This is a genomic window from Paenibacillus vortex V453 (assembly GCF_000193415.1).
In the GTDB taxonomy this organism is placed as follows: domain Bacteria; phylum Bacillota; class Bacilli; order Paenibacillales; family Paenibacillaceae; genus Paenibacillus_AQ; species Paenibacillus_AQ glucanolyticus.
The window spans coordinates 252,537-270,170 of sequence record NZ_ADHJ01000025.1 but is presented as its reverse complement, the minus strand read 5'-3'; the positions used below and the strand labels follow the sequence as shown (position 1 = coordinate 270,170).

General features: G+C 44.1%; 17 protein-coding genes and 1 pseudogene. 16 read left to right on the top strand and 2 right to left on the bottom strand.

The genetic code is table 11. The features are described 5' to 3' along the window. Window positions 1-142: 142 nt before the first annotated feature. The 13 genes and pseudogenes from PVOR_RS16170 to PVOR_RS16110 all read left to right on the top strand — a co-directional run bounded on the left by PVOR_RS16170 (window position 143) and on the right by PVOR_RS16110 (window position 11,982). The gene (locus PVOR_RS16170; RefSeq protein ID WP_006210444.1) at window positions 143-706 is read left to right on the top strand and encodes a TetR/AcrR family transcriptional regulator; all 564 of its coding nucleotides are present in this window, start codon (window positions 143-145) and stop codon (window positions 704-706) included. Window positions 707-1,127: 421 nt separating this feature from the next. Then, window positions 1,128-1,961 carry a squalene/phytoene synthase family protein gene (locus PVOR_RS16165; RefSeq protein ID WP_083811695.1) on the top strand — a complete coding sequence of 278 codons (834 nt, stop codon included), beginning with the start codon at window positions 1,128-1,130 and terminating at the stop codon, window positions 1,959-1,961. Window positions 1,962-2,324: 363 nt separating this feature from the next. After that, window positions 2,325-3,059, top strand: coding sequence for a hypothetical protein (locus PVOR_RS16160; RefSeq protein WP_006210439.1), 735 nt, complete (start codon window positions 2,325-2,327; stop codon window positions 3,057-3,059). A gap of 175 nt (window positions 3,060-3,234) precedes the next feature. Next, window positions 3,235-3,645 carry a BlaI/MecI/CopY family transcriptional regulator gene (locus tag PVOR_RS16155; RefSeq protein ID WP_006210436.1) on the top strand — a complete coding sequence of 137 codons (411 nt, stop codon included), beginning with the start codon at window positions 3,235-3,237 and terminating at the stop codon, window positions 3,643-3,645. Further along, entirely contained in the window at window positions 3,645-5,558 is a 1,914-nt protein-coding gene (locus PVOR_RS16150) for a M56 family metallopeptidase (RefSeq protein ID WP_006210435.1), read from the top strand. The genes PVOR_RS16155 and PVOR_RS16150 overlap by 1 nt, the downstream gene beginning before the upstream one ends. Before the next feature lie 183 nt (window positions 5,559-5,741). Next, the gene (locus PVOR_RS16145; RefSeq protein ID WP_006210434.1) at window positions 5,742-6,149 is read left to right on the top strand and encodes a BlaI/MecI/CopY family transcriptional regulator; all 408 of its coding nucleotides are present in this window, start codon (window positions 5,742-5,744) and stop codon (window positions 6,147-6,149) included. A 46-nt stretch (window positions 6,150-6,195) separates the two neighbouring features. Beyond that, window positions 6,196-7,107, top strand: coding sequence for a helix-turn-helix transcriptional regulator (locus tag PVOR_RS16140; protein ID WP_006210433.1), 912 nt, complete (start codon window positions 6,196-6,198; stop codon window positions 7,105-7,107). A 201-nt stretch (window positions 7,108-7,308) separates the two neighbouring features. Continuing rightward, window positions 7,309-7,635: an ArsR/SmtB family transcription factor gene (locus PVOR_RS16135; RefSeq protein WP_006210432.1), complete on the top strand. Its 327-nt coding sequence runs from the start codon at window positions 7,309-7,311 to the stop codon at window positions 7,633-7,635. A 79-nt stretch (window positions 7,636-7,714) separates the two neighbouring features. Further along, window positions 7,715-8,722 carry an NADP-dependent oxidoreductase gene (locus PVOR_RS16130; RefSeq protein ID WP_006210431.1) on the top strand — a complete coding sequence of 336 codons (1,008 nt, stop codon included), beginning with the start codon at window positions 7,715-7,717 and terminating at the stop codon, window positions 8,720-8,722. Between the two features lie 68 nt (window positions 8,723-8,790). Next, a pseudogene (locus PVOR_RS16125) lies at window positions 8,791-9,995 on the top strand (macrolide family glycosyltransferase). 121 nt (window positions 9,996-10,116) lie between these two features. Continuing rightward, complete coding sequence (locus tag PVOR_RS16120) at window positions 10,117-10,500, top strand: GntR family transcriptional regulator (RefSeq protein WP_040680669.1); 384 nt, start codon at window positions 10,117-10,119, stop codon at window positions 10,498-10,500. After that, entirely contained in the window at window positions 10,497-11,363 is an 867-nt protein-coding gene (locus PVOR_RS16115) for an ABC transporter ATP-binding protein (protein WP_006210429.1), read from the top strand. The genes PVOR_RS16120 and PVOR_RS16115 overlap by 4 nt, the downstream gene beginning before the upstream one ends. Beyond that, complete coding sequence (locus PVOR_RS16110) at window positions 11,356-11,982, top strand: ABC-2 transporter permease (protein ID WP_006210428.1); 627 nt, start codon at window positions 11,356-11,358, stop codon at window positions 11,980-11,982. Before PVOR_RS16115 ends, PVOR_RS16110 begins: the two co-directional genes overlap by 8 nt. A 20-nt stretch (window positions 11,983-12,002) precedes the next feature. Here PVOR_RS16110 and PVOR_RS16105 read toward each other — a convergent pair whose 3' ends face one another. Then, window positions 12,003-13,130, bottom strand: coding sequence for an MFS transporter (locus PVOR_RS16105; RefSeq protein WP_006210426.1), 1,128 nt, complete (start codon window positions 13,128-13,130; stop codon window positions 12,003-12,005). A gap of 84 nt (window positions 13,131-13,214) precedes the next feature. Then, entirely contained in the window at window positions 13,215-13,748 is a 534-nt protein-coding gene (locus PVOR_RS16100; protein ID WP_006210425.1) for a TetR/AcrR family transcriptional regulator, read from the bottom strand. 450 nt (window positions 13,749-14,198) lie between these two features. Between PVOR_RS16100 and PVOR_RS16095 the strand changes: the two genes are divergently transcribed. From PVOR_RS16095 to PVOR_RS16085, 3 genes are all read left to right on the top strand, one after another. After that, window positions 14,199-15,221 carry an ROK family protein gene (locus tag PVOR_RS16095; RefSeq protein ID WP_006210424.1) on the top strand — a complete coding sequence of 341 codons (1,023 nt, stop codon included), beginning with the start codon at window positions 14,199-14,201 and terminating at the stop codon, window positions 15,219-15,221. A gap of 111 nt (window positions 15,222-15,332) precedes the next feature. Continuing rightward, complete coding sequence (locus PVOR_RS16090) at window positions 15,333-16,559, top strand: MFS transporter (protein WP_006210423.1); 1,227 nt, start codon at window positions 15,333-15,335, stop codon at window positions 16,557-16,559. A 277-nt stretch (window positions 16,560-16,836) separates the two neighbouring features. Then, window positions 16,837-17,478 carry a hypothetical protein gene (locus PVOR_RS16085; RefSeq protein WP_006210422.1) on the top strand — a complete coding sequence of 214 codons (642 nt, stop codon included), beginning with the start codon at window positions 16,837-16,839 and terminating at the stop codon, window positions 17,476-17,478. The last annotated feature ends 156 nt before the right edge of the window (window positions 17,479-17,634 follow it).

The window sequence follows — 17,634 nt, the reverse complement described above, 5'->3', positions numbered from 1 at the left end:
TTCTCAACACCATATCGATAAAATAGATAATATCATACCGGAAAAAGAGTGCCTATTTGCAATTTCACTCAATATGTCGACTAATCAACGATGGATCTTGATTCGTTGATAAAATAGAAATTAATCGATAAAGGAGCAGAGAATGACAATCGAAAAAAAAGAAGATCCCAGGGCTGTCCGCTCAAAGAAGCTGTTTAAACAAGCTGCACTATCTCTCCTGATCGAACAACACTCCATCTCACAGCTAACCGTTCAGAAGGTAGCGGATCGCGCTGAATTGAACAGGGCCACGTTCTATCTGCATTTTGAAGACATCCACGATTTAATGTCGATTGTCACGAATGATATTTTTGACGAACTGTCAATAAAATTGGAGCCGTTGGTGAATTCCGAGATCCATGATAATCGGGAGGGCTTGACTGTGTTTTTGGATTATATCTATGAGAACCGGAAATTCTTTGCCGTATTGTTTGAGTATAAGCATTATGAAGGCAGACTGTTCGGCCTATTTAAACAGCTGATAGAAGCCCGAAGGGACAGAGCAAAAAACGAAGGCAGAATCTCAAAAGACTGGGTTTCCATTGAGATTCTCACGGCATCAATCATCGGCATCATCATGTGGTGGATTCGAGAAGGGATTCATTTCAGCTCCGAGCACATTGCAAACCAAATCACGCAATTGTATAAGAAATCGCCAATTACTTAATATGGAAAGAAGTCCCCACGGTAAGTATTTGCTGCTCTTGTAGAAGGAGCAGGCGCATGTCGATGACAGAGGAAATCCTGCTTCAACAGACGATCCAAAAGACCATGTTGATTCATCCTGGATCATTTGGTGTATACGTAGGTATAAATTCTTAACAAACAATTCATCGTGGCGGCGAATCCCGGTGCTGCTCTGGCATTCGTGGTGACCTATATCCCTAGACAGGGGCTGCATTTGGGATCGAAAAAGGGTGGCTTCTATGAGGTCACCCTTTTACTTGAGGTATCTACTTGCATTGCCGAGGGCTGCACTGTGCAGCAGCTTCTCTTTTGTACGAGGACCGGAGTATCATATTTGGATTGAGAGTACAAAATTATGTTATCATGGTAAAACAACGAAAAATAAAAAGCTGAGCTGATACTTGGAGGGAGTAGTCATTAATAACGTCGCATTGAATGAAGCAATGACCATGCTAAAGAAGACGAGCCGAACGTTTTATATACCCATAAGTTATTTGGAATTAGGCTTAAGGGAGGCTGTTGCCTCTGCCTATCTATGCATGCGGGCAATAGATGAAATCGAGGATCATCATGAGCTCTCGAATGAACTGAAGATCGAACTGCTTCGTGGCATTTATGAAACATTTAAATCCCAGGATGATAGAATGGGTGTACCGCAAGCACATATTGTACTATCACCCTATCGGACGGTATTACCGGATGTTACGATGCAGCTGGACGAATGGGCTGCTCTGTGTCCCCCCACCGCAGCTCCAATCGTATATCGTTACACTGCCAAGATGTCGTTACATATGGCTGACTGGGTTCAGCACGGATGGAACATTCATACCGAAGAGGATTTGGACAAATACACCTACAGCGTTGCCGGAATGGTTGGTGAAATGCTGTCAGAGCTCTGGTTATGGTATGATGGAACGCAATCCGATTTAACGAAGGCCATTGCTTTCGGAAGAGGGCTGCAAGCGGTGAATATTCTCCGAAATCGGGAGGAGGATCTTAAACGTGGCGTTGACTTTTATCCTGACGGATGGGGATTCAAGGAAATGCAGCAGTACACTCGGCGCAATTTGCAAACCGCAGACTCTTATGTTGCAGACCTGAAACATGGTCCAGCATTAAAATTTTGCAAGATTCCACTGGCGTTAGCTCACGCTACGGTGAACCTCATCTCCGCAGGTGGAAGCAAATTAACAAGAGATGCCGTTCTGAAAATTGTAAATCGTGTGACAGGATAACATCCCTTGTCGCATCTAGAGAACAAGAAGCCGGAAGCTATGGGTAACGGCTTCTTTTCAGTTTGTTCTGATAAAGAGCCGATGTATGCCGCAAGTGAACCAAAAATGTTATTATGGCTAACCGAGAACTATAGCTTAACGAACAGCGGCAGTCCAGGACGTTCTCGTCTTGACTGCCGCTGTTTTGGGTGGATTCACAGGGTCATCAACAATATCAAGCGGAACAATAGAAGGTAAGTTTGACATGAAGCCAAAAAGGGTCTGAACAAAATAGTTGACATTATTAAACTACAGATGTAGTATTGAATTGTAACTACAGCTGTAGTCTTATTTAAAAAATTATAGCAAAGGAGCATTACAAAAATGAAAGCACCAACAAAAGTGGCAATAGCCGCATTAAGTTGCATTCTATTGCTAGGTTCTTCCGTAAACCTTGGGGCAGAGGCGGCATCCACCAAAGGGGCCCCGAAAAACGTTGTTGGCAAAGCGGCCAAACCAGCCAAGTCCATACCTGCGGAGGACAAAAAGTTTATCGAAAATGAGATCAACCGCGTTAAGGAGTTAACTAAGAATTCAGATGATATGTATGTCTTATATCATAAATACAAGGAACTGAATAGCGGATTCGATCTTAGTTATTGGGGAGGGATTCATCAGTACACCTCATACGAAAACTATTTGAAAAAGGCATCTGCCCTGGAAGGCTCCATCTTGGTGCATCCTTCAAACCTGCCAAAAGGATATAAGTTTTCCAAGGCCAGGATTGAAGGGCCAACGAAAGGAAAGTTCAATGATGAAGTGAGAGCCGAGGGCAAGAAAAGCGGAAAACCTATCTACATGAAAAAGATAGATTGGAAAGAGGCTGTAACTATCCGCCTTGAGTATATAAAAGGGAAAGACACACTGGCCATTTCCAAACATGCATTGGACTCAGAAGGAAGTGCAAAAAAAGGATTTTTTGAAGATGACTTCCCGGCTCATATTTATCCCAAATACGTTTATTGGCATACCGACAAATTCGAATATAGTATTTCAACCTCAACGAATATGCCTAAGAAACAAAAGATCGAAATTCTGAAAGCTGCGGTTAAAGAATAACTTTTTGTGATCCAGTCTATAAGTTTTATGCACAGACTATACGGCTAGTTATTGCATGTAACAGAGAGATAACGTTATTCTCTGCCAAAACGTGTTGACATTACGAAACTACAGATGTAGTATTTATTTCAACTACACATGTAGTCTGAGTAAATTGATTTTGGAGGTTTCATGCATGAATCACATACCACCGATTACCGAAGCAGAACTGGAAATTATGCGCGTCCTATGGACAAACCCGAATTCTCCTTCCAGTCACGTCGTACAGCAGATGACCGAACGAATGGAATGGAGCCCCAATACAACCAGGACGCTCCTCAGTCGATTGGTACAGAAGGAAGCGGCTGGAGCGAAGCCGGGAACGAATTCGAAGCGCACCCAGCTGTTTTATCCTCTCATTAGCGAACAGGAATATCTGCGATCAGAAACCAAATCCTTTATGAAAAAGCTGTATGGCGGAGCTTTACATCCAATGCTGGCTAATTTCTTGAAAGATAAAAAGCTGAATGCGCAGGAAATCGAGGATCTGAAGGCTTTATTTGATGAAAACGGCAGCTGCGGTGAAGCAGAAAAGAGAGATACGTGATGAGTCCTTCCTTGCATGCAAGTCTTTTGTCTGTTTTTGGCTGGGTCCTGCGTGGATCATTCATGGCTGGCATCTTAATTGTTCTTATCCTGGCCCTGCAGTTTCTAATGAAAAACAAGCTTGAATCCAGATGGAAATACTTGCTTTGGATTCCTGTGGTGATCCGCTTGCTGCTTCCTTCGGCACCGGAATCTTCATTAAGCTTATACAATGTTTTTTCTCTGGAGGCTATAGCGCCCGGTATTCATCAGCAAACCCAAGGCTTGTCATTCTGGCATAAATGGTGGAAAGAATCAGGTACCGAGAGCGAAATAGCAGTTCAAGCGGAGCCAACTTTCGTTGCAGAGAGAAATGGCTTCATAAGAGAAGCTGCGGGAGCAACCGATCCGTCTCAACTATTGGTACACTCGCAGGATAGGCCAATGTGGTGGAGTGGGTTCAAGCAATTGAGCTTCACCAATATGCTAATGTTGGCTTGGTTATCCGGTGTTCTGATCCTAACCGTAAAAACAGTATGCGATCAGCTTCGACTAAAACAAGCTCTCCGCACAGGACGTCCTATTGAAACTCCTCGTTTATCATCATTGTTCGATGAAACGAAGCTGCTGTTGGGTGTGAAGCGTAAGGTGCGGTTTGTGGCATCGGAACACATTCCCGGGCCTGCGGTGGTCGGTTTTTATAAACCTGTGGTTGTTATTTCACCTCGTTTGCTTGTTACGTTGAAAAAGGAGCAGATTCAATATATTCTGGCGCATGAGTTCGCCCATATACGGCGCTGGGATGTGGCCATGAACTGGATCATGCACATCGTTCTGATCCTTCATTGGTTTAATCCATTAGTATGGCTCGCCGTACATAGAGCAAGGCAGGATCAGGAAATAGCCTGCGACGCATGTGCCCTGGACCGGCTGAGCCCGCAAAAAAACAATGCATACGGGCAAACGATCATTCATGTGCTGGAGCATTTTTCAGGCAGCCCTCATCAGCCTGGACTTGCTGCCCTGTCTGCGACGCATAAACAATTAAAAAGGAGACTTACCATGATCAAACAATTTCAGAAAAAATCTTATCATATGTCCATCCTCGGGATGACAATGATTCTCGCCCTTGGCAGCGTAACATTGGTTGATGCAAAAGAAAGCGATGCAAAAAGCACAGCGCAAACGGCTTCCGTTCAATCGGAACAGGATTCAAAAGCCGCCCTGAATAAACCATGGAATTATAATCTTCCCGAGCAAATTACGGCTTCTTCGGTGAATCTTGAGAGCTATACTAAAGAACAAGAAAAAGCCTTGAAAAAAGCAACGGAAGCAGCGAAGCTTATACCTGCAGAGGACATAAAGTTTATCGAAAATGAGATCAATCGAATTAAGGAGCTAACGCTGGAGTCCGATGATATGTACGTCTTGTTTCATAAATACAAAGACTTGAACAGCGGATTGGATTTAAGTTATTGGGGAGGGATCCAACAATACACAGCATACGAGGACTACTTGAACAAAGCTGCTGCGCTGGAAGGCTCCATCTTGAAGCACCCTTCAAATCTGCCAGCGGGGTATACATTTTCCAAAGCGAGAATTGAAGGTCCGATCGAAGGAAGATTCATCAATGAAGTCAGAGCCGAAGGTAAGAAGAGCGGTAAACCTATCTATGCAAAAAAGATAGATTGGAAAGAGGCGGCAACCATCCGTCTTGAGTATAGTAACGGGAAAGACGTATTGGCAATTTCCAAATCTACATTAGACTCTGAGGGAAGTACGAAAAAAGGATTCTTTGAAGATGACTTCCCCGCTCATATCTATCCAAAATACGTTTTTTGGCATACCGACAAATTCGAATACAGTATTTCAACCACAACGGATATGCCCAAGAAACAAAAAATTGAAATCCTGAAGGCAGCGGTAAAAGAATAACGATTTTGGTCCATCTATGTAATTCTATATTAGACCCATGCCATTCTGGAAACAGGATGGCATGGGTTCTTTAGACTGCCAAATTGTCCTGAACAAAACATGTTGACATTAGCAAACTAGAATTATAGCATGGATGTAACTACATGCGTAGTTTGAATTGAATTGACTTTGGAGGTTTCATATATGAACCCAATACCACCCATTACGGATGCAGAGCTGGAAATTATGCGCGTCTTGTGGGCAAATTCGGATTGCCCATCCAGTGAAGTCGTAAAACAAATGACGGATCGAATGGGGTGGAGCCCGAATACGACCCGGACGCTTCTCAGCCGTCTGGTGCAGAAGGAAGCAGCGGGTGCGAAGCTGGAAAAGGGCTCAAAACGTACCCAGTTATTTTACCCGATTATCACTGAAGAGGAGTACCTGCGGTCCGAAACCAAATCTTTTATGAAAAAACTGTATGGTGGATCATTAAAGCCGATGCTGGCCAACTTTTTGCAGGATAAAAAGCTAAGCGCACAGGAGATCGCGGATCTGAAAGTTTTATTTGACGAGAACGGGGGAGACGAGGAGACCCAAAAAAAAGGATAACACATAAGCAGGAATTAAAAATTGTGTGATAACGGGTGGGGATATCATGAAATTGGAAAGATTGATCTCGATGATCTACAAGCTGTTAAACCACGAGGTTTTATCCGCCTCCACCTTGGCCGAAGAGTTTCAGGTTTCCCCAAGAACCATCTATAGAGATATCGATGTGATCTGTGCAGCCGGCTTTCCGGTCATATCGTATCAGGGAAACAAAGGTGGATTCGGCATCATCGACGGATTTAAAATGGATAAAAGCTTGCTCGGTTCGTATGATGTCTCTACTTTGATCACGGTGCTCAGCAGCCTCTCCTCGGTATTTGAAGACGGCCGTGCGCAAGGAACCATTGAACGATTGCAAACGATTGAAACGGAGTATCGGTCTTCCAGTTTAGCGGTGGATTTTGAGACCCATCGTACGGATTTTGGAGCACTTCCTGTTTTGCGCACGGCCATTACGAAGCGTAATATCATCCGTTTTGATTACATTAATGGAAAGAATGAACTTACAACCCGTGAGATGGAGCCTGTGAGACTTCATTTTAAATATAGCAATTGGTATATCTATGGTTATTGCATGAAACGGCGAGATTATCGAGAATTCCGGCTATCCCGGATGATGAATTTGTTCTTAACAGAGGAAACCTTTCAGCCGCGTCACGATACGGACGAGATTGGTTTGTCTAATGGGGCAGGGCAAGATCAGGTGGAGGACGTAGTGATCCGAGTGGGAGCTGACGCTTTAGCAGAAGCGATGGATCAGTTTCACCAGGTGGAGAAGCAATTTCATGAAGACGGCAGCATGATCATGCGAATTCCTGTTAACAAGCCTTTGCAAGCACGCTGGCTTTGGTCTATACTGCTGGGTTTTGGCAGCGGCGTCGAAGTCCTTGAACCTTCTGTACTGCGAGAAATTTTAAGAGAAGAGCTCCAGAATACACTTAAACATTATGAAGTATGAAGTCGTATGACAAGCAGTTGACATGCGACTTTTTATATATGCTAAACCACACTATCATTCCATCGTCAAGGAATTCTGGACCGCATTGAATATAATTAACTGTGACCGCAATCCAGACGGCATAATCCAGTTTGATTTTATCAACAAGAGGATTATAATAGGTTTATATAGTTAAACGAATAAACGGAAGGCGGGAGCTATATGAGCCAGAAAACGGAGCATATTGTGCAACAATTCAAAGAATGCATTCCTTTGCTGGACGTGCTGACAGATGAAAAACGCCAAGCCATCATTTTACTGCTTGCGCAGCATAAAGCGGGGCTTAATGTCAATACAATAGCAGAGCACATCAATTTGTCCAGACCTGCCGTCTCTCATCATCTGAAGGTATTGAAGCAGTCGGGTTATGTAAGCTTTGAAAAAAAGAGTGTGGAAAATTACTATGTACTGACTGTTCGCAAACCACTGGATCAGCTCAAATCATTAATTGCGGCCATCGAAGAGTGCACGAGCCTTCCAGACAAGTAAGAGATATTAAGGGCAGCTTGTTTTATCGTCTGATTAGTCCATATGTTTAAACATAACAACATAATAGGAGTGATGTGTGATGAAAGCTATGACAATCGAGAAATACGGAAAAAATGTTCCCTTGCTACTGACAGAAATGCCTGTGCCTCATGTCGGGGAAGAGGATGTGCTGGTGGAAATTTATGCCGCAAGCTTAAATCCCATCGACATTAAAATCAAAGAAGGAAAGGCAAAATTTCTCCTGAACTATGAGTTTCCACTGATCTTGGGAAATGATTTTTCCGGAGTCGTCGTCAAGGTGGGCGAGAAGGTTAAAACATACAAACCTGGAGATGAAGTATACGGCAGACCCCGCAAAAACAGAATCGGGACACTAGCCGAATATATTGCGGTTCATGAAGAGGATATATCTCTGAAGCCACGGAATCTGAGTTTTGAACAGGCGGCTTCCATACCACTGGTCGGGCTTACGACTTACCAAGCCTTTTACGATATATTGAACCTTCAAAAAGGCCAGAAAATATTAATTCACGCAGGATCAGGGGGCGTAGGCACTTTTGCTATCCAGCTTGCTAAACAGATGGGAGCCTATGTTGCGACTACAGCTAGCGAGAAAGGTTACGATTTAGTCAAATCACTTGGTGCCGACCGGATCATTAATTATAGAGAAGAGAAATTCGAAGAACTGCTGTGGGGATATGACGCGGTGTATGATACATTAGGGGGTGAAGTGCTGGAAAAATCTTTTCGAGTCCTCAAACCCAATGGAAGAATCGTATCCATCTCCGGTTGGCCAAACGCAAGATTCGGTAAAGAAGCACAGTTAGGATGGATTAAGACGTTCCTGTTGTCCATGGTTAGTCGTAAGATCACGAGCCTGGAGAAGAAAAGTCACACGAGGTATGATTTTCTCTTTATGAAACCAAGCGGAGCGCAATTACAGCTGATCAGGGAATGGATTGAAGCAGGTCATCTTCATCCTGTGATAGATAAGGTATTTGAATTTAAGAATGCCGCTCAGGCGCTTCAGTATCTTGAAGGCGGAAGTGCCAAAGGAAAGGTTGTTGTTACTGTGAAGGAGTTATAATGGAACAATAGAGCCCTATGGTAATCTAAGTTGTCTTACACACTGTAGAGAACAAGGAGTGGTAGAAATTGGCACGTGTTTTGTTTATCAATGGCGGATCAGAAGGGCATGTCAATCCAACGATTGGAGTTGTGCAGGAGCTTGTGTCGCGCGGGGAAGAAGTTGTGTACTTTTGTGCAGAAGCTTTTCGGGAGCGTATTGAGAAAACGGGGGCTTCGACGCGAACATTCGACGACCAACAATTCATCAAAGCCTTTATCTCAGGTGGAAGAGATTATTTGCTTGAAAGGATCAACGGTCTCTTACTTACGGCGGATATCGTCATACCAAGCGTTCTTGAACAGATCAAGGGAGAACAGTATGACTACATCATTCATGATTCCATGTTTGGTTGCGGGCGTTTGTCTCTCTCAAATTACTTAGGCTTCCAGCCATCAATTCCTGCACCTCATTTGCACAAACCAAAGAATCCTTCGATCACACGCTGAAGCATTTTTTCGAACAGGTTCCTGCTGAAGTTGTTAAACCCATAGAAGATAAATATCAAAGCCTGACGGCAAGTGTGTGCAAAAAATACGGCGTAGAAATACATTCGCCATTTGAAGTGTTTTGTAATCCCGCTCCCCTTACCCTCGTATATACAACCCGAGAGTTTCAATATGAAGGAGAGGCATTCGACCCAACGTATCAATTTGTAGGACCCTCCATTTCTTCGCGATTGAATCAGGAGCCCTTTGACTTTACTGCAATCGAGGGAGGAGAACCCATTTACATTTCACTGGGTACGGTCTTTAACCAGGCGCTGGAATTTTACAAGCTTTGTTTAGAGGCATTTGGGAACACGCGTTACCCGATTGTCATGTCGATTGGACATCAGATCCGTTTATCCGATTTAGGGGAAATCCCGGAAAACTTCATCGTAAAACATTACGTTCCGCAAACTGATGTACTGCAGTACGCCAAATTGTTTATCACACATGGTGGAATGAATAGTGTCCACGAAGGTCTCTATAACGGAGTTCCGTTAATTGTAATTCCACAGAGCGCGGATCAGCCTGTAATCGCAAGGCAAGTGGCTAATGTCGGAGCAGGCATCACCTTATCCATGCAAAGCTTGACCGCAAATGAACTTCGTGAAGCTGCAGATCAAGTGTTAAACAACCTGTCTTTCAAGCAAGCTGCTGAACACATGAGGAACTCGTTTCTAGAATCAGGCGGGTATTATCAAGCAGTGGATGAGATATTCAAATATAAAAGTCAATACAATATCTAAGCTGCCGATGATGGCAGCTTTTTTTTGATTTCACGTGGGCGAATGATTGACGAAATTGTGTATAGTGTATATATTATATATATACGGTATGCATTCAACTTCGACTGTGAGGTGACAGAACATCAACATCATTATATCCAACGCATCCAGCGATCCGATTTACATACAGATTATCAATCAGATTCGACAAAGCATCCTCAGTGGAGAAATGCAGGCAGGGGACAGCCTTCCCTCGATTCGGCAGCTTGCGAAAGACTTGCAGGTTAGTGTAATTACAACGAAGCGCGCCTATGAAGAGCTGGAGAAAGAAGAGCTCATCGACTCCGTTGTAGGCAAGGGCTGCTTCGTATCAGGAGCCAATAAGGATTTTATCAGGGAACAGCGCATGAAGAGACTGGAAGAGAAGATGCTGGAGATCATTCGGGAAAGCAAGGAGTTAACCATGAGTCAACAAGATCTCATCGATCACTTGAACCTATTGTTTGAGGAGGACAACACCCCATGAATGCAATCGAATTGCGCAATTTAACCAAAAAATATCCACTGTTTTCCGTTGATCAGATATCTCTGGACGTGAAACAAGGCTACATTACCGGACTCATCGGTCCGAATGGCGTGGGTAAAAGCACTTTAATCAAGATGATACTCGGCATCGTTCGCCCGGATTCCGGCAGCGTCAAAATATTAGGCAATGATATGCCTGCACATGAGGTCGATATCAAACAGCGTATTGCCATTGTCTCGGATGATTGCTTCTATTATGAGCATCTCACGATATCCGACACCAAGAAAATGATTGCGCCCTTCTATAAGAAATGGAATGACAAGAAATTCAACAACTATCTGGAACAATTCGAGTTGTCACCCAAAAAGAAGATTGCCGACTTGTCCAAGGGGATGAAAATCAAGTTTGCTCTTGCTGTGGCATTATCTCACGCGGCTGAGCTGCTTATCATGGATGAGCCGACCTCTGGTCTGGATCCTGTATTTCGAAGGGAACTGCTGGATCTGCTTGCGGATATGATGCAGGACGAGAGAAACACAATCATCTTCTCGAGCCATATTACGACGGATTTGGATCGTATTGCCGACTATATAACGTTTATTAATCGGGGGAAGATTGTGTTTAACGAAACGAAAGAAGAAGTCATGGAGAGATACGTTATTGTGAAGGGCGACAAGCAGCTGCTGGATTCCGACATTCGAAATCACTTTATCGGGCTTCGTGAGACAGCGGTTAGTTTCGAAGGTTTAGTGGATGACAGGCAGGAGGCGGAACGATTGTTTGGAGGGTATGCTCTGTTGGAGAAGCCATCCTTAGAAGACATCATGTATTTTACCGCCAAAGGAGGACGAATCCATGCTTAATCTGCTTCGTAAAGACTTCATTGCAATCAAAAGCTCACTTTGGACGATCCTCATGTATCTCGCTGTATTCAGCCTCGCTTTTATACCAAGCAGCGAGATATCATTTCATTTCGTTGGAATCTATACAGCTTTCGGAGCGGTTATTCTCGTTACCATGATCGATATCAAAAACAATAACCATCATTTTCTGGTCACACTTCCGATTAGCCGCAAGCATATCGTGCAAGCGAAATACTTAACAGCCATTGTATATACGTTATTTGGAATTCTGGCCTCCTACGGAATTCACTGGATCGTTAGACTTGCTGTCCCACAGCTCAACAAACCGGATAATTCGATTGCAGCTATACTGGTGTCCATGGGAATCGTGCTTGTTCTCATTTCAATCTATATGCCGCTTTTTTATGCGCTGAACAAGAAAGGAGCCGGCATCATTAATGCGGTATTCATGATCGCCCTCATTGTTCTGGCGCAGCCCGCAGCTTTCCTCATGCAGCAGATCAGCGTAAATGGAGGCATTGGCGGTAGGGCATTGCTGTTAATCCCCGTTGGCCTCATCCTGTTATGCATCGGTTCCTATTACTTGACGGTGTATTTGTTTAACCGGAAGGACATATAAGCTCCACGGAAGGTGGCCGTTCAGCATGAATCGGCTGCCTTTTCTGTAGGAAAGAATAGACCGATCAATCCTATTCCAGCAAACAGAATAAAACTAAACGGGTAACTGGTCATCTCTATCAATCTTCCAGCAAAGAAAGAGCCGAGCGCTTGCCCAATGCCCAATGCTAGGAAAGATAAGCTTACTCCCAAAGCTGGTAGGACGCTAAATATTCTTGTTGCCCAAACGATAAACAAACCTGTTAGAAATATATAGGAACTCCCAAATAACGCTGCGGAAAAATAATGAGTCCAATTCAATGGAACCGTAAGAAGAACTATAGAAATAAACAATAAAAATAGAAGGAGGCGGTAAGACCAGGCTAACCCGAGTTTTTGGATAAATCCTCCTGCTGCTCCGCCTACAATACCAGCCACCCCCATTATGATCCAAAAGACCACACTTTCATTTGTTGTCATATTATATTCAACCGTTATATAGCTTCTTGAAAATGTCCAGTAAATGGATGAACTTATACCACTTATGAGGGAAGCTAATAATAAAAACTTCGATTTATTCATGACGGATAGCCAATTCATTTTTTGATCCATAGCTTGTTTCTGGTCATAACGAGATGGAATAGAATAATAATTCCAATACAACACGCCTATAGCGATAATAGCAAAGAAAATATACGATAGTCGCCAATGTTCCGCAAAAAGTAATACAATGGGACCTGTTAAAATGACGCCAAAACTTGTTCCACTGTTTATCCATGTGTTCCCCTGATCAAGCTCTTGTTTGGAGAGTGCACTTTGCGCCGCTTGACTTAATGCGGGGGAGGCCAAGCCACTGCCAATACCAGCGATAAACATGCTAATCACCAGGTGCAGATAAGATTGTGCAGAAGCAATTCCTGACAACCCCAAAACTGCCGTTAGACCCGCAATGACTATTACCTTGTGTTGTCCCAGCTTTTTAATTAAGGCTGCAGAAACAAGCAAAGCGATTGAATATGATAGGTAAGCAGTGGAGCCGACAAGCCCGCTGTCGCTTTCGCTTAATTCTAAAGAATTTGAAATATCGGGAAGAAACAACCCGAAACTTAAACGAGCTAAAGCATACGTTACAGCAATCATGGCCAAGCCCGGAAACACGATTTTCAACACGATACGATCACCTCATAATGTAGATTACCCAAAAATAGATAGAACGATCATTCTATTTTAGATCAAATAAATGACTTAACCACATTAAGAAAATAATTTCTCAACAGAGTAAGCTAATTCTTGAGCGACTGTTTCTACCTCAAATACTTCCGCCAATGCTGTAGCTCCTTCAAATAATAAGACTAGCCGAATAGCTTCTCTTATATCTAACCCTTTTTCTTGAAAAAAGGTTAACAAGTGATTTTTATGTGCTTCTGCAAAACCGACAATTTCACTATTCTCCGACTGCTCCAGAGAAAATTCTTCTTTTGCCCTTAAGAACATACATCCATTTGAATCGTAAGAACGTATCCAGTCCATGTGAGCTTTTGCTAATGCTTGTGCTAATTCAGCGTTTGTTTTTTTGTCCATGGCATCATTTAATGAGTTAAGATATCTTGTTTCTCTTCTTTTTAGTACTTCCAGGATCAAATCTTCTTTGGAATCAAAATGATTGTATAAGGTCATAAGAGCAACACCGGATTGTTTGATGATCTGCTTAAGACCTACAGTATGGAACCCATGTTTATCAAATAAACGTTCGGATTGTTCAAGCAACTGTTCTCGTTTTTTACTCATATGGTATCCCGTCCTTTGGATATAACGATCGCTCTATTTTATCCCAATGTCTTATGTTAAGCAACCATTACAAATGCATATCGAGTCCTTAATAGTAGATAACACCTAAGACGGGGGATTTAATGACAGATACGCTGCCCGTAACATGAGAATTAGAGTTCTCTATGAAACAATAGTTTACATAATAAATGTTATGATCCTATCTCATTCAGCAACCTATATTTCCATATTTATCAAATTCATTATCTGGTTCTACTGGGACCTATATCTTGTTTGCATCGGTCTACCATGAGATACTGTGTAATATAAGTTTCCAACTACAGTTATGATTATGAACGAAGAGGGATCAAGACCAAGACCATGGCAAACGGAAGTTCTGACGTTGTATAATGACGTCATCCAGGTCCGACCGCCGTACAAACCAAGTGAACATGTCATGAAGGGGGACGTATGAAAAAAGCTGACGCCAATCTAATGAAAGAAATCAACTTAAACAATGTTCGTCAAGCCATGAAGTTAGTCGAGACGGCTACCAAACCCCAATTGGCTTCGTTGACCAACCTGAGTGTCGTAACGGTGAATTCCTTGGTTAAAGAACTGCAGGAGCTTGGAGAACTGTTTGAAGACGACACGGTTCCGTCCAATGGAGGAAGACCTGCGTTAACTTATAAATACAATTATGATCATAGCCTTGCTCTTGTGATCTATATAAAGGAGAATGACGGTCAGGAACTGATTTCGGCTACCGTCGTGAACTTAAGAAACGAATCACTGGATAAAAAAGATGTCATCCTGTCCGTGTTCCAACGCAAACGAATGTATCAAATGATCGAGCAATTGGTGGGACTATATCCTTCAATCAAAGTCATCGGCATTGGCATACCCGGGCAGGCCGTGAATGGCGAGATTATGGTCAGCAGCCATCGCGAGCTGATGGGAGTCCGGTTGATCGAGGAGCTGGAAACGCAATTCAAGTTACCCATTATGGTCGAGAATGACGTAAATGCAGCTATTTTCGGATATGCCATGAATCAAGACTTGGAAGAAGACCAGTGCATGCTCGGAATCTACGTCCCCCAATCCTATCCTCCCGGTATGGGCATTTATCTGAACGGAAAGATATTTCGAGGCAAGAATGGCATGTCTGGCGAAGTGAAATATCTCCCGCTCGGCCTGGACTGGGCAGGGGAGATGGACCCAAAGCTATTTATAGACGGAATATGTCGGTTGATTCAAACCGTAAACATTGTATTGGCACCTGACAGAGTGGTGATTTATCAAGATATCGTTGATCCTGAAACCTTGCAAGCAGCGTGGATTGCATTCAACAGGGAACATTGGATGCCGTCGCATCCGGATCTGATCTGGGAACAAACCTTCCAACAGGATTTCGAATCGGGATTACGCAAGCTCACACTGCAAGAGTTAGAGCCAGCCCAGAATAGGAGTGCCAGCCACAGCCCCTGGAATTAGAATCCGGGGGTTTTTCGGAGATAAACGATTGACAAAGGTGCAAAGCTGCAGCATATTAATAAATATACTTTATAAAGATGCTTTATTATTGGAGTGAAAGAGGGTGTACGTTTGGCAACTTGGTTTTTGGTCATTATTTATTTGGCTTTTATTAGCTTGGGACTACCGGATTCCCTGCTGGGGTCGGCTTGGCCGGTTATCTGGCCGGATATCGGTTCTTCCGTAGGCTCTGCCGGCATCATCTCCATGATCATCGCAGGAGGAACCATCGTTTCGAGTCTTGCCAGCGGTTCCATGATTCAACGCTTCGGGACCGGCACCATCACATTGGTCAGTTGTTTTCTGACCGCCGGTGCTTTGCTCGGCTTCTCTATGGCGCCGTCCATGACCTGGTTCGTCGTGATGGCCATCCCTTTGGGTTTAGGCGCAGGTGCTGTGGATGCGGCCTTGAACCATTATGTAGCCGATAACTATAAGGCGCATCACATGAATTGGCTGCACTGTTTCTGGGGAGTCGGGGCCACGATGGGACCGATTATTATGTCCGCTTCCATTGCCGACCATAACTCTTGGAGACCGGGTTATACTGCCGTTGCAGTCATTCAGTTTGCGCTGGTTGTGATTCTCCTTGTTACGCTGCCGCTGTGGAAACGTGTGGCAGCCAAACGTGTTCATGTCGGTCAAAACGATGAGTCCCATGGACGCCTCGATCAGGATACGCCGGCGCCGTCAAGGCTAACACCGACTGCAAAAGCCAACTTGTTCGGCATCCGGGGCGTGAAACCCTCCCTGCTCGCATTTCTATTCTACTGCGGCGTGGAAACCACCGTGGGATTATGGGGAGCGAGTTACCTCGTCGGTACTGGAAATATCACGGCAGAGAAGGCCGCCCTCTGGATATCCCTGTATTACGGGGGCATAACGATAGGAAGGCTGGTCACCGGTTTCATCACGCTGAAAGTGTCCAACCGATGGCTGATTCGTTACGGACAACTTGTTACAATTGTCGGCGGTATCATCTTGCTGCTTCCATTGCCCATTTCCTCTTCGCTGGTCGGCATCATTCTGATCGGACTTGGACTTGCTCCGATTTATCCAGGCCTGCTGCATGAGACGCCAGCCCGATTCGGACGAGAGAATTCCGCCAGGTTGATGGGATTCCAGATGGCCTTTGCTTACACGGGAACAACAACGATACCCCCTTTGTTCGGACTGGTCACGACCCAATTCAGTATCGGATTATTTCCGTACATCGTGCTTGCTTTACTGGTCCTGATGTTCTTGAGTGCCGAGATTGTGAACCGGATTTTGGGTAAACAGGTGCTTGGTACCGGGTAGTTAGAAAGGTTCGAGATGGTTTATAAGCCATTTCGAACCTTTTTTTAAAGACGCTATCGCTGACGATCCGTGATGTGACCATGAAATTCTAATGCAATACATCTAAACCCGCCATTAAAGGCTGCCCAGCCAGGCGGGCTTTTTATCTTCTAGACATGAACAGCAAAGCATGGAATAAGGATAGGATTATAGGACCCGGCACCTAATCGAGAAGTTTTGCGTATTATTTTCCAAATAAGGGTAATAACTCGAAACCATCGAAAGGCGTGATCCAATCGTGAAACCAAGACGCTCCGTATTCTTGAAAATGTCGGTATTCGTCATAGCGTTATCGCTAACAGCGTGCTCAGGAAATGGAACAACGGAATCTGTCGCCACACCTGAAACACCACCACCGGTGAATGAAGAAGTTCCGGCACCTGAGACAGATAACGAACAATCCCCGAAAGAGACGCGTCCCGAGAGTGAAACTTTTGACATCATGACCGGCGAAGGCAACCAGCCGCATTCCGCCAGCTTGCAGCAAGGCGAAGGTTTTTCCTTATATGTGTTTGAGAATTTCGATTTCGATGCTGCGAAGGGACGTCTTTTTCTCACCAGCAATCCGGAATACTATGTAGATATCGAATTGCTGCCAGCCGATTATGATCTAACGGAACTTGAAACGGCAGGCCAGGAGGAATTGAAAGCGTTTGGGGAAGTATCCAATCACAGCGGTGAGCTTGTCGAGCATCCGCTCGGTTCCGCAGAGCTCTACCTTCAAACCTCAAGCGAGGAAGGAATCCGCGATTATATCGTATGGCAGTCAGAGACTGGCGATGCTTTCCTGTTCCGTCTTCGCAATCCAAAAGGCGAAGAGGCTTCGGATTTTGCCGGACCAGTTCTCGTCTCGTTATCTACGGTTCAAATCGATTCATAATGAATGAGGTCAGGCAGCAGGATCTTGGCCAAAGGGATATCCGTTTCTTTAGGAACGGATATCCCTTTTTTATGTTTTACAAAGTCCAAATCTGCAGCCTAGCTCATGCCAATTTGTGTTAAAATCGAAAAATAACAACTGTTCCGTGATGATCGG

Bases quoted from the DNA above. Each gene is read 5' to 3' on its own strand.
- PVOR_RS16170 (WP_006210444.1), top strand. From the start codon at position 143: ATGACAATCGAAAAAAAAGAAGATCCCAGGGCTGTCCGCTCAAAGAAG.
- PVOR_RS16160 (WP_006210439.1), top strand. From the start codon at position 2,325: ATGAAAGCACCAACAAAAGTGGCAATAGCCGCATTAAGTTGCATTCTA.
- PVOR_RS16155 (WP_006210436.1), top strand. From the start codon at position 3,235: ATGAATCACATACCACCGATTACCGAAGCAGAACTGGAAATTATGCGC.
- PVOR_RS16150 (WP_006210435.1), top strand. From the start codon at position 3,645: ATGAGTCCTTCCTTGCATGCAAGTCTTTTGTCTGTTTTTGGCTGGGTC.
- PVOR_RS16145 (WP_006210434.1), top strand. From the start codon at position 5,742: ATGAACCCAATACCACCCATTACGGATGCAGAGCTGGAAATTATGCGC.
- PVOR_RS16140 (WP_006210433.1), top strand. From the start codon at position 6,196: ATGAAATTGGAAAGATTGATCTCGATGATCTACAAGCTGTTAAACCAC.
- PVOR_RS16135 (WP_006210432.1), top strand. From the start codon at position 7,309: ATGAGCCAGAAAACGGAGCATATTGTGCAACAATTCAAAGAATGCATT.
- PVOR_RS16130 (WP_006210431.1), top strand. From the start codon at position 7,715: ATGAAAGCTATGACAATCGAGAAATACGGAAAAAATGTTCCCTTGCTA.
- PVOR_RS16115 (WP_006210429.1), top strand. From the start codon at position 10,497: ATGAATGCAATCGAATTGCGCAATTTAACCAAAAAATATCCACTGTTT.
- PVOR_RS16110 (WP_006210428.1), top strand. From the start codon at position 11,356: ATGCTTAATCTGCTTCGTAAAGACTTCATTGCAATCAAAAGCTCACTT.
- PVOR_RS16100 (WP_006210425.1), bottom strand. From the start codon at position 13,748: ATGAGTAAAAAACGAGAACAGTTGCTTGAACAATCCGAACGTTTATTT.
- PVOR_RS16095 (WP_006210424.1), top strand. From the start codon at position 14,199: ATGAAAAAAGCTGACGCCAATCTAATGAAAGAAATCAACTTAAACAAT.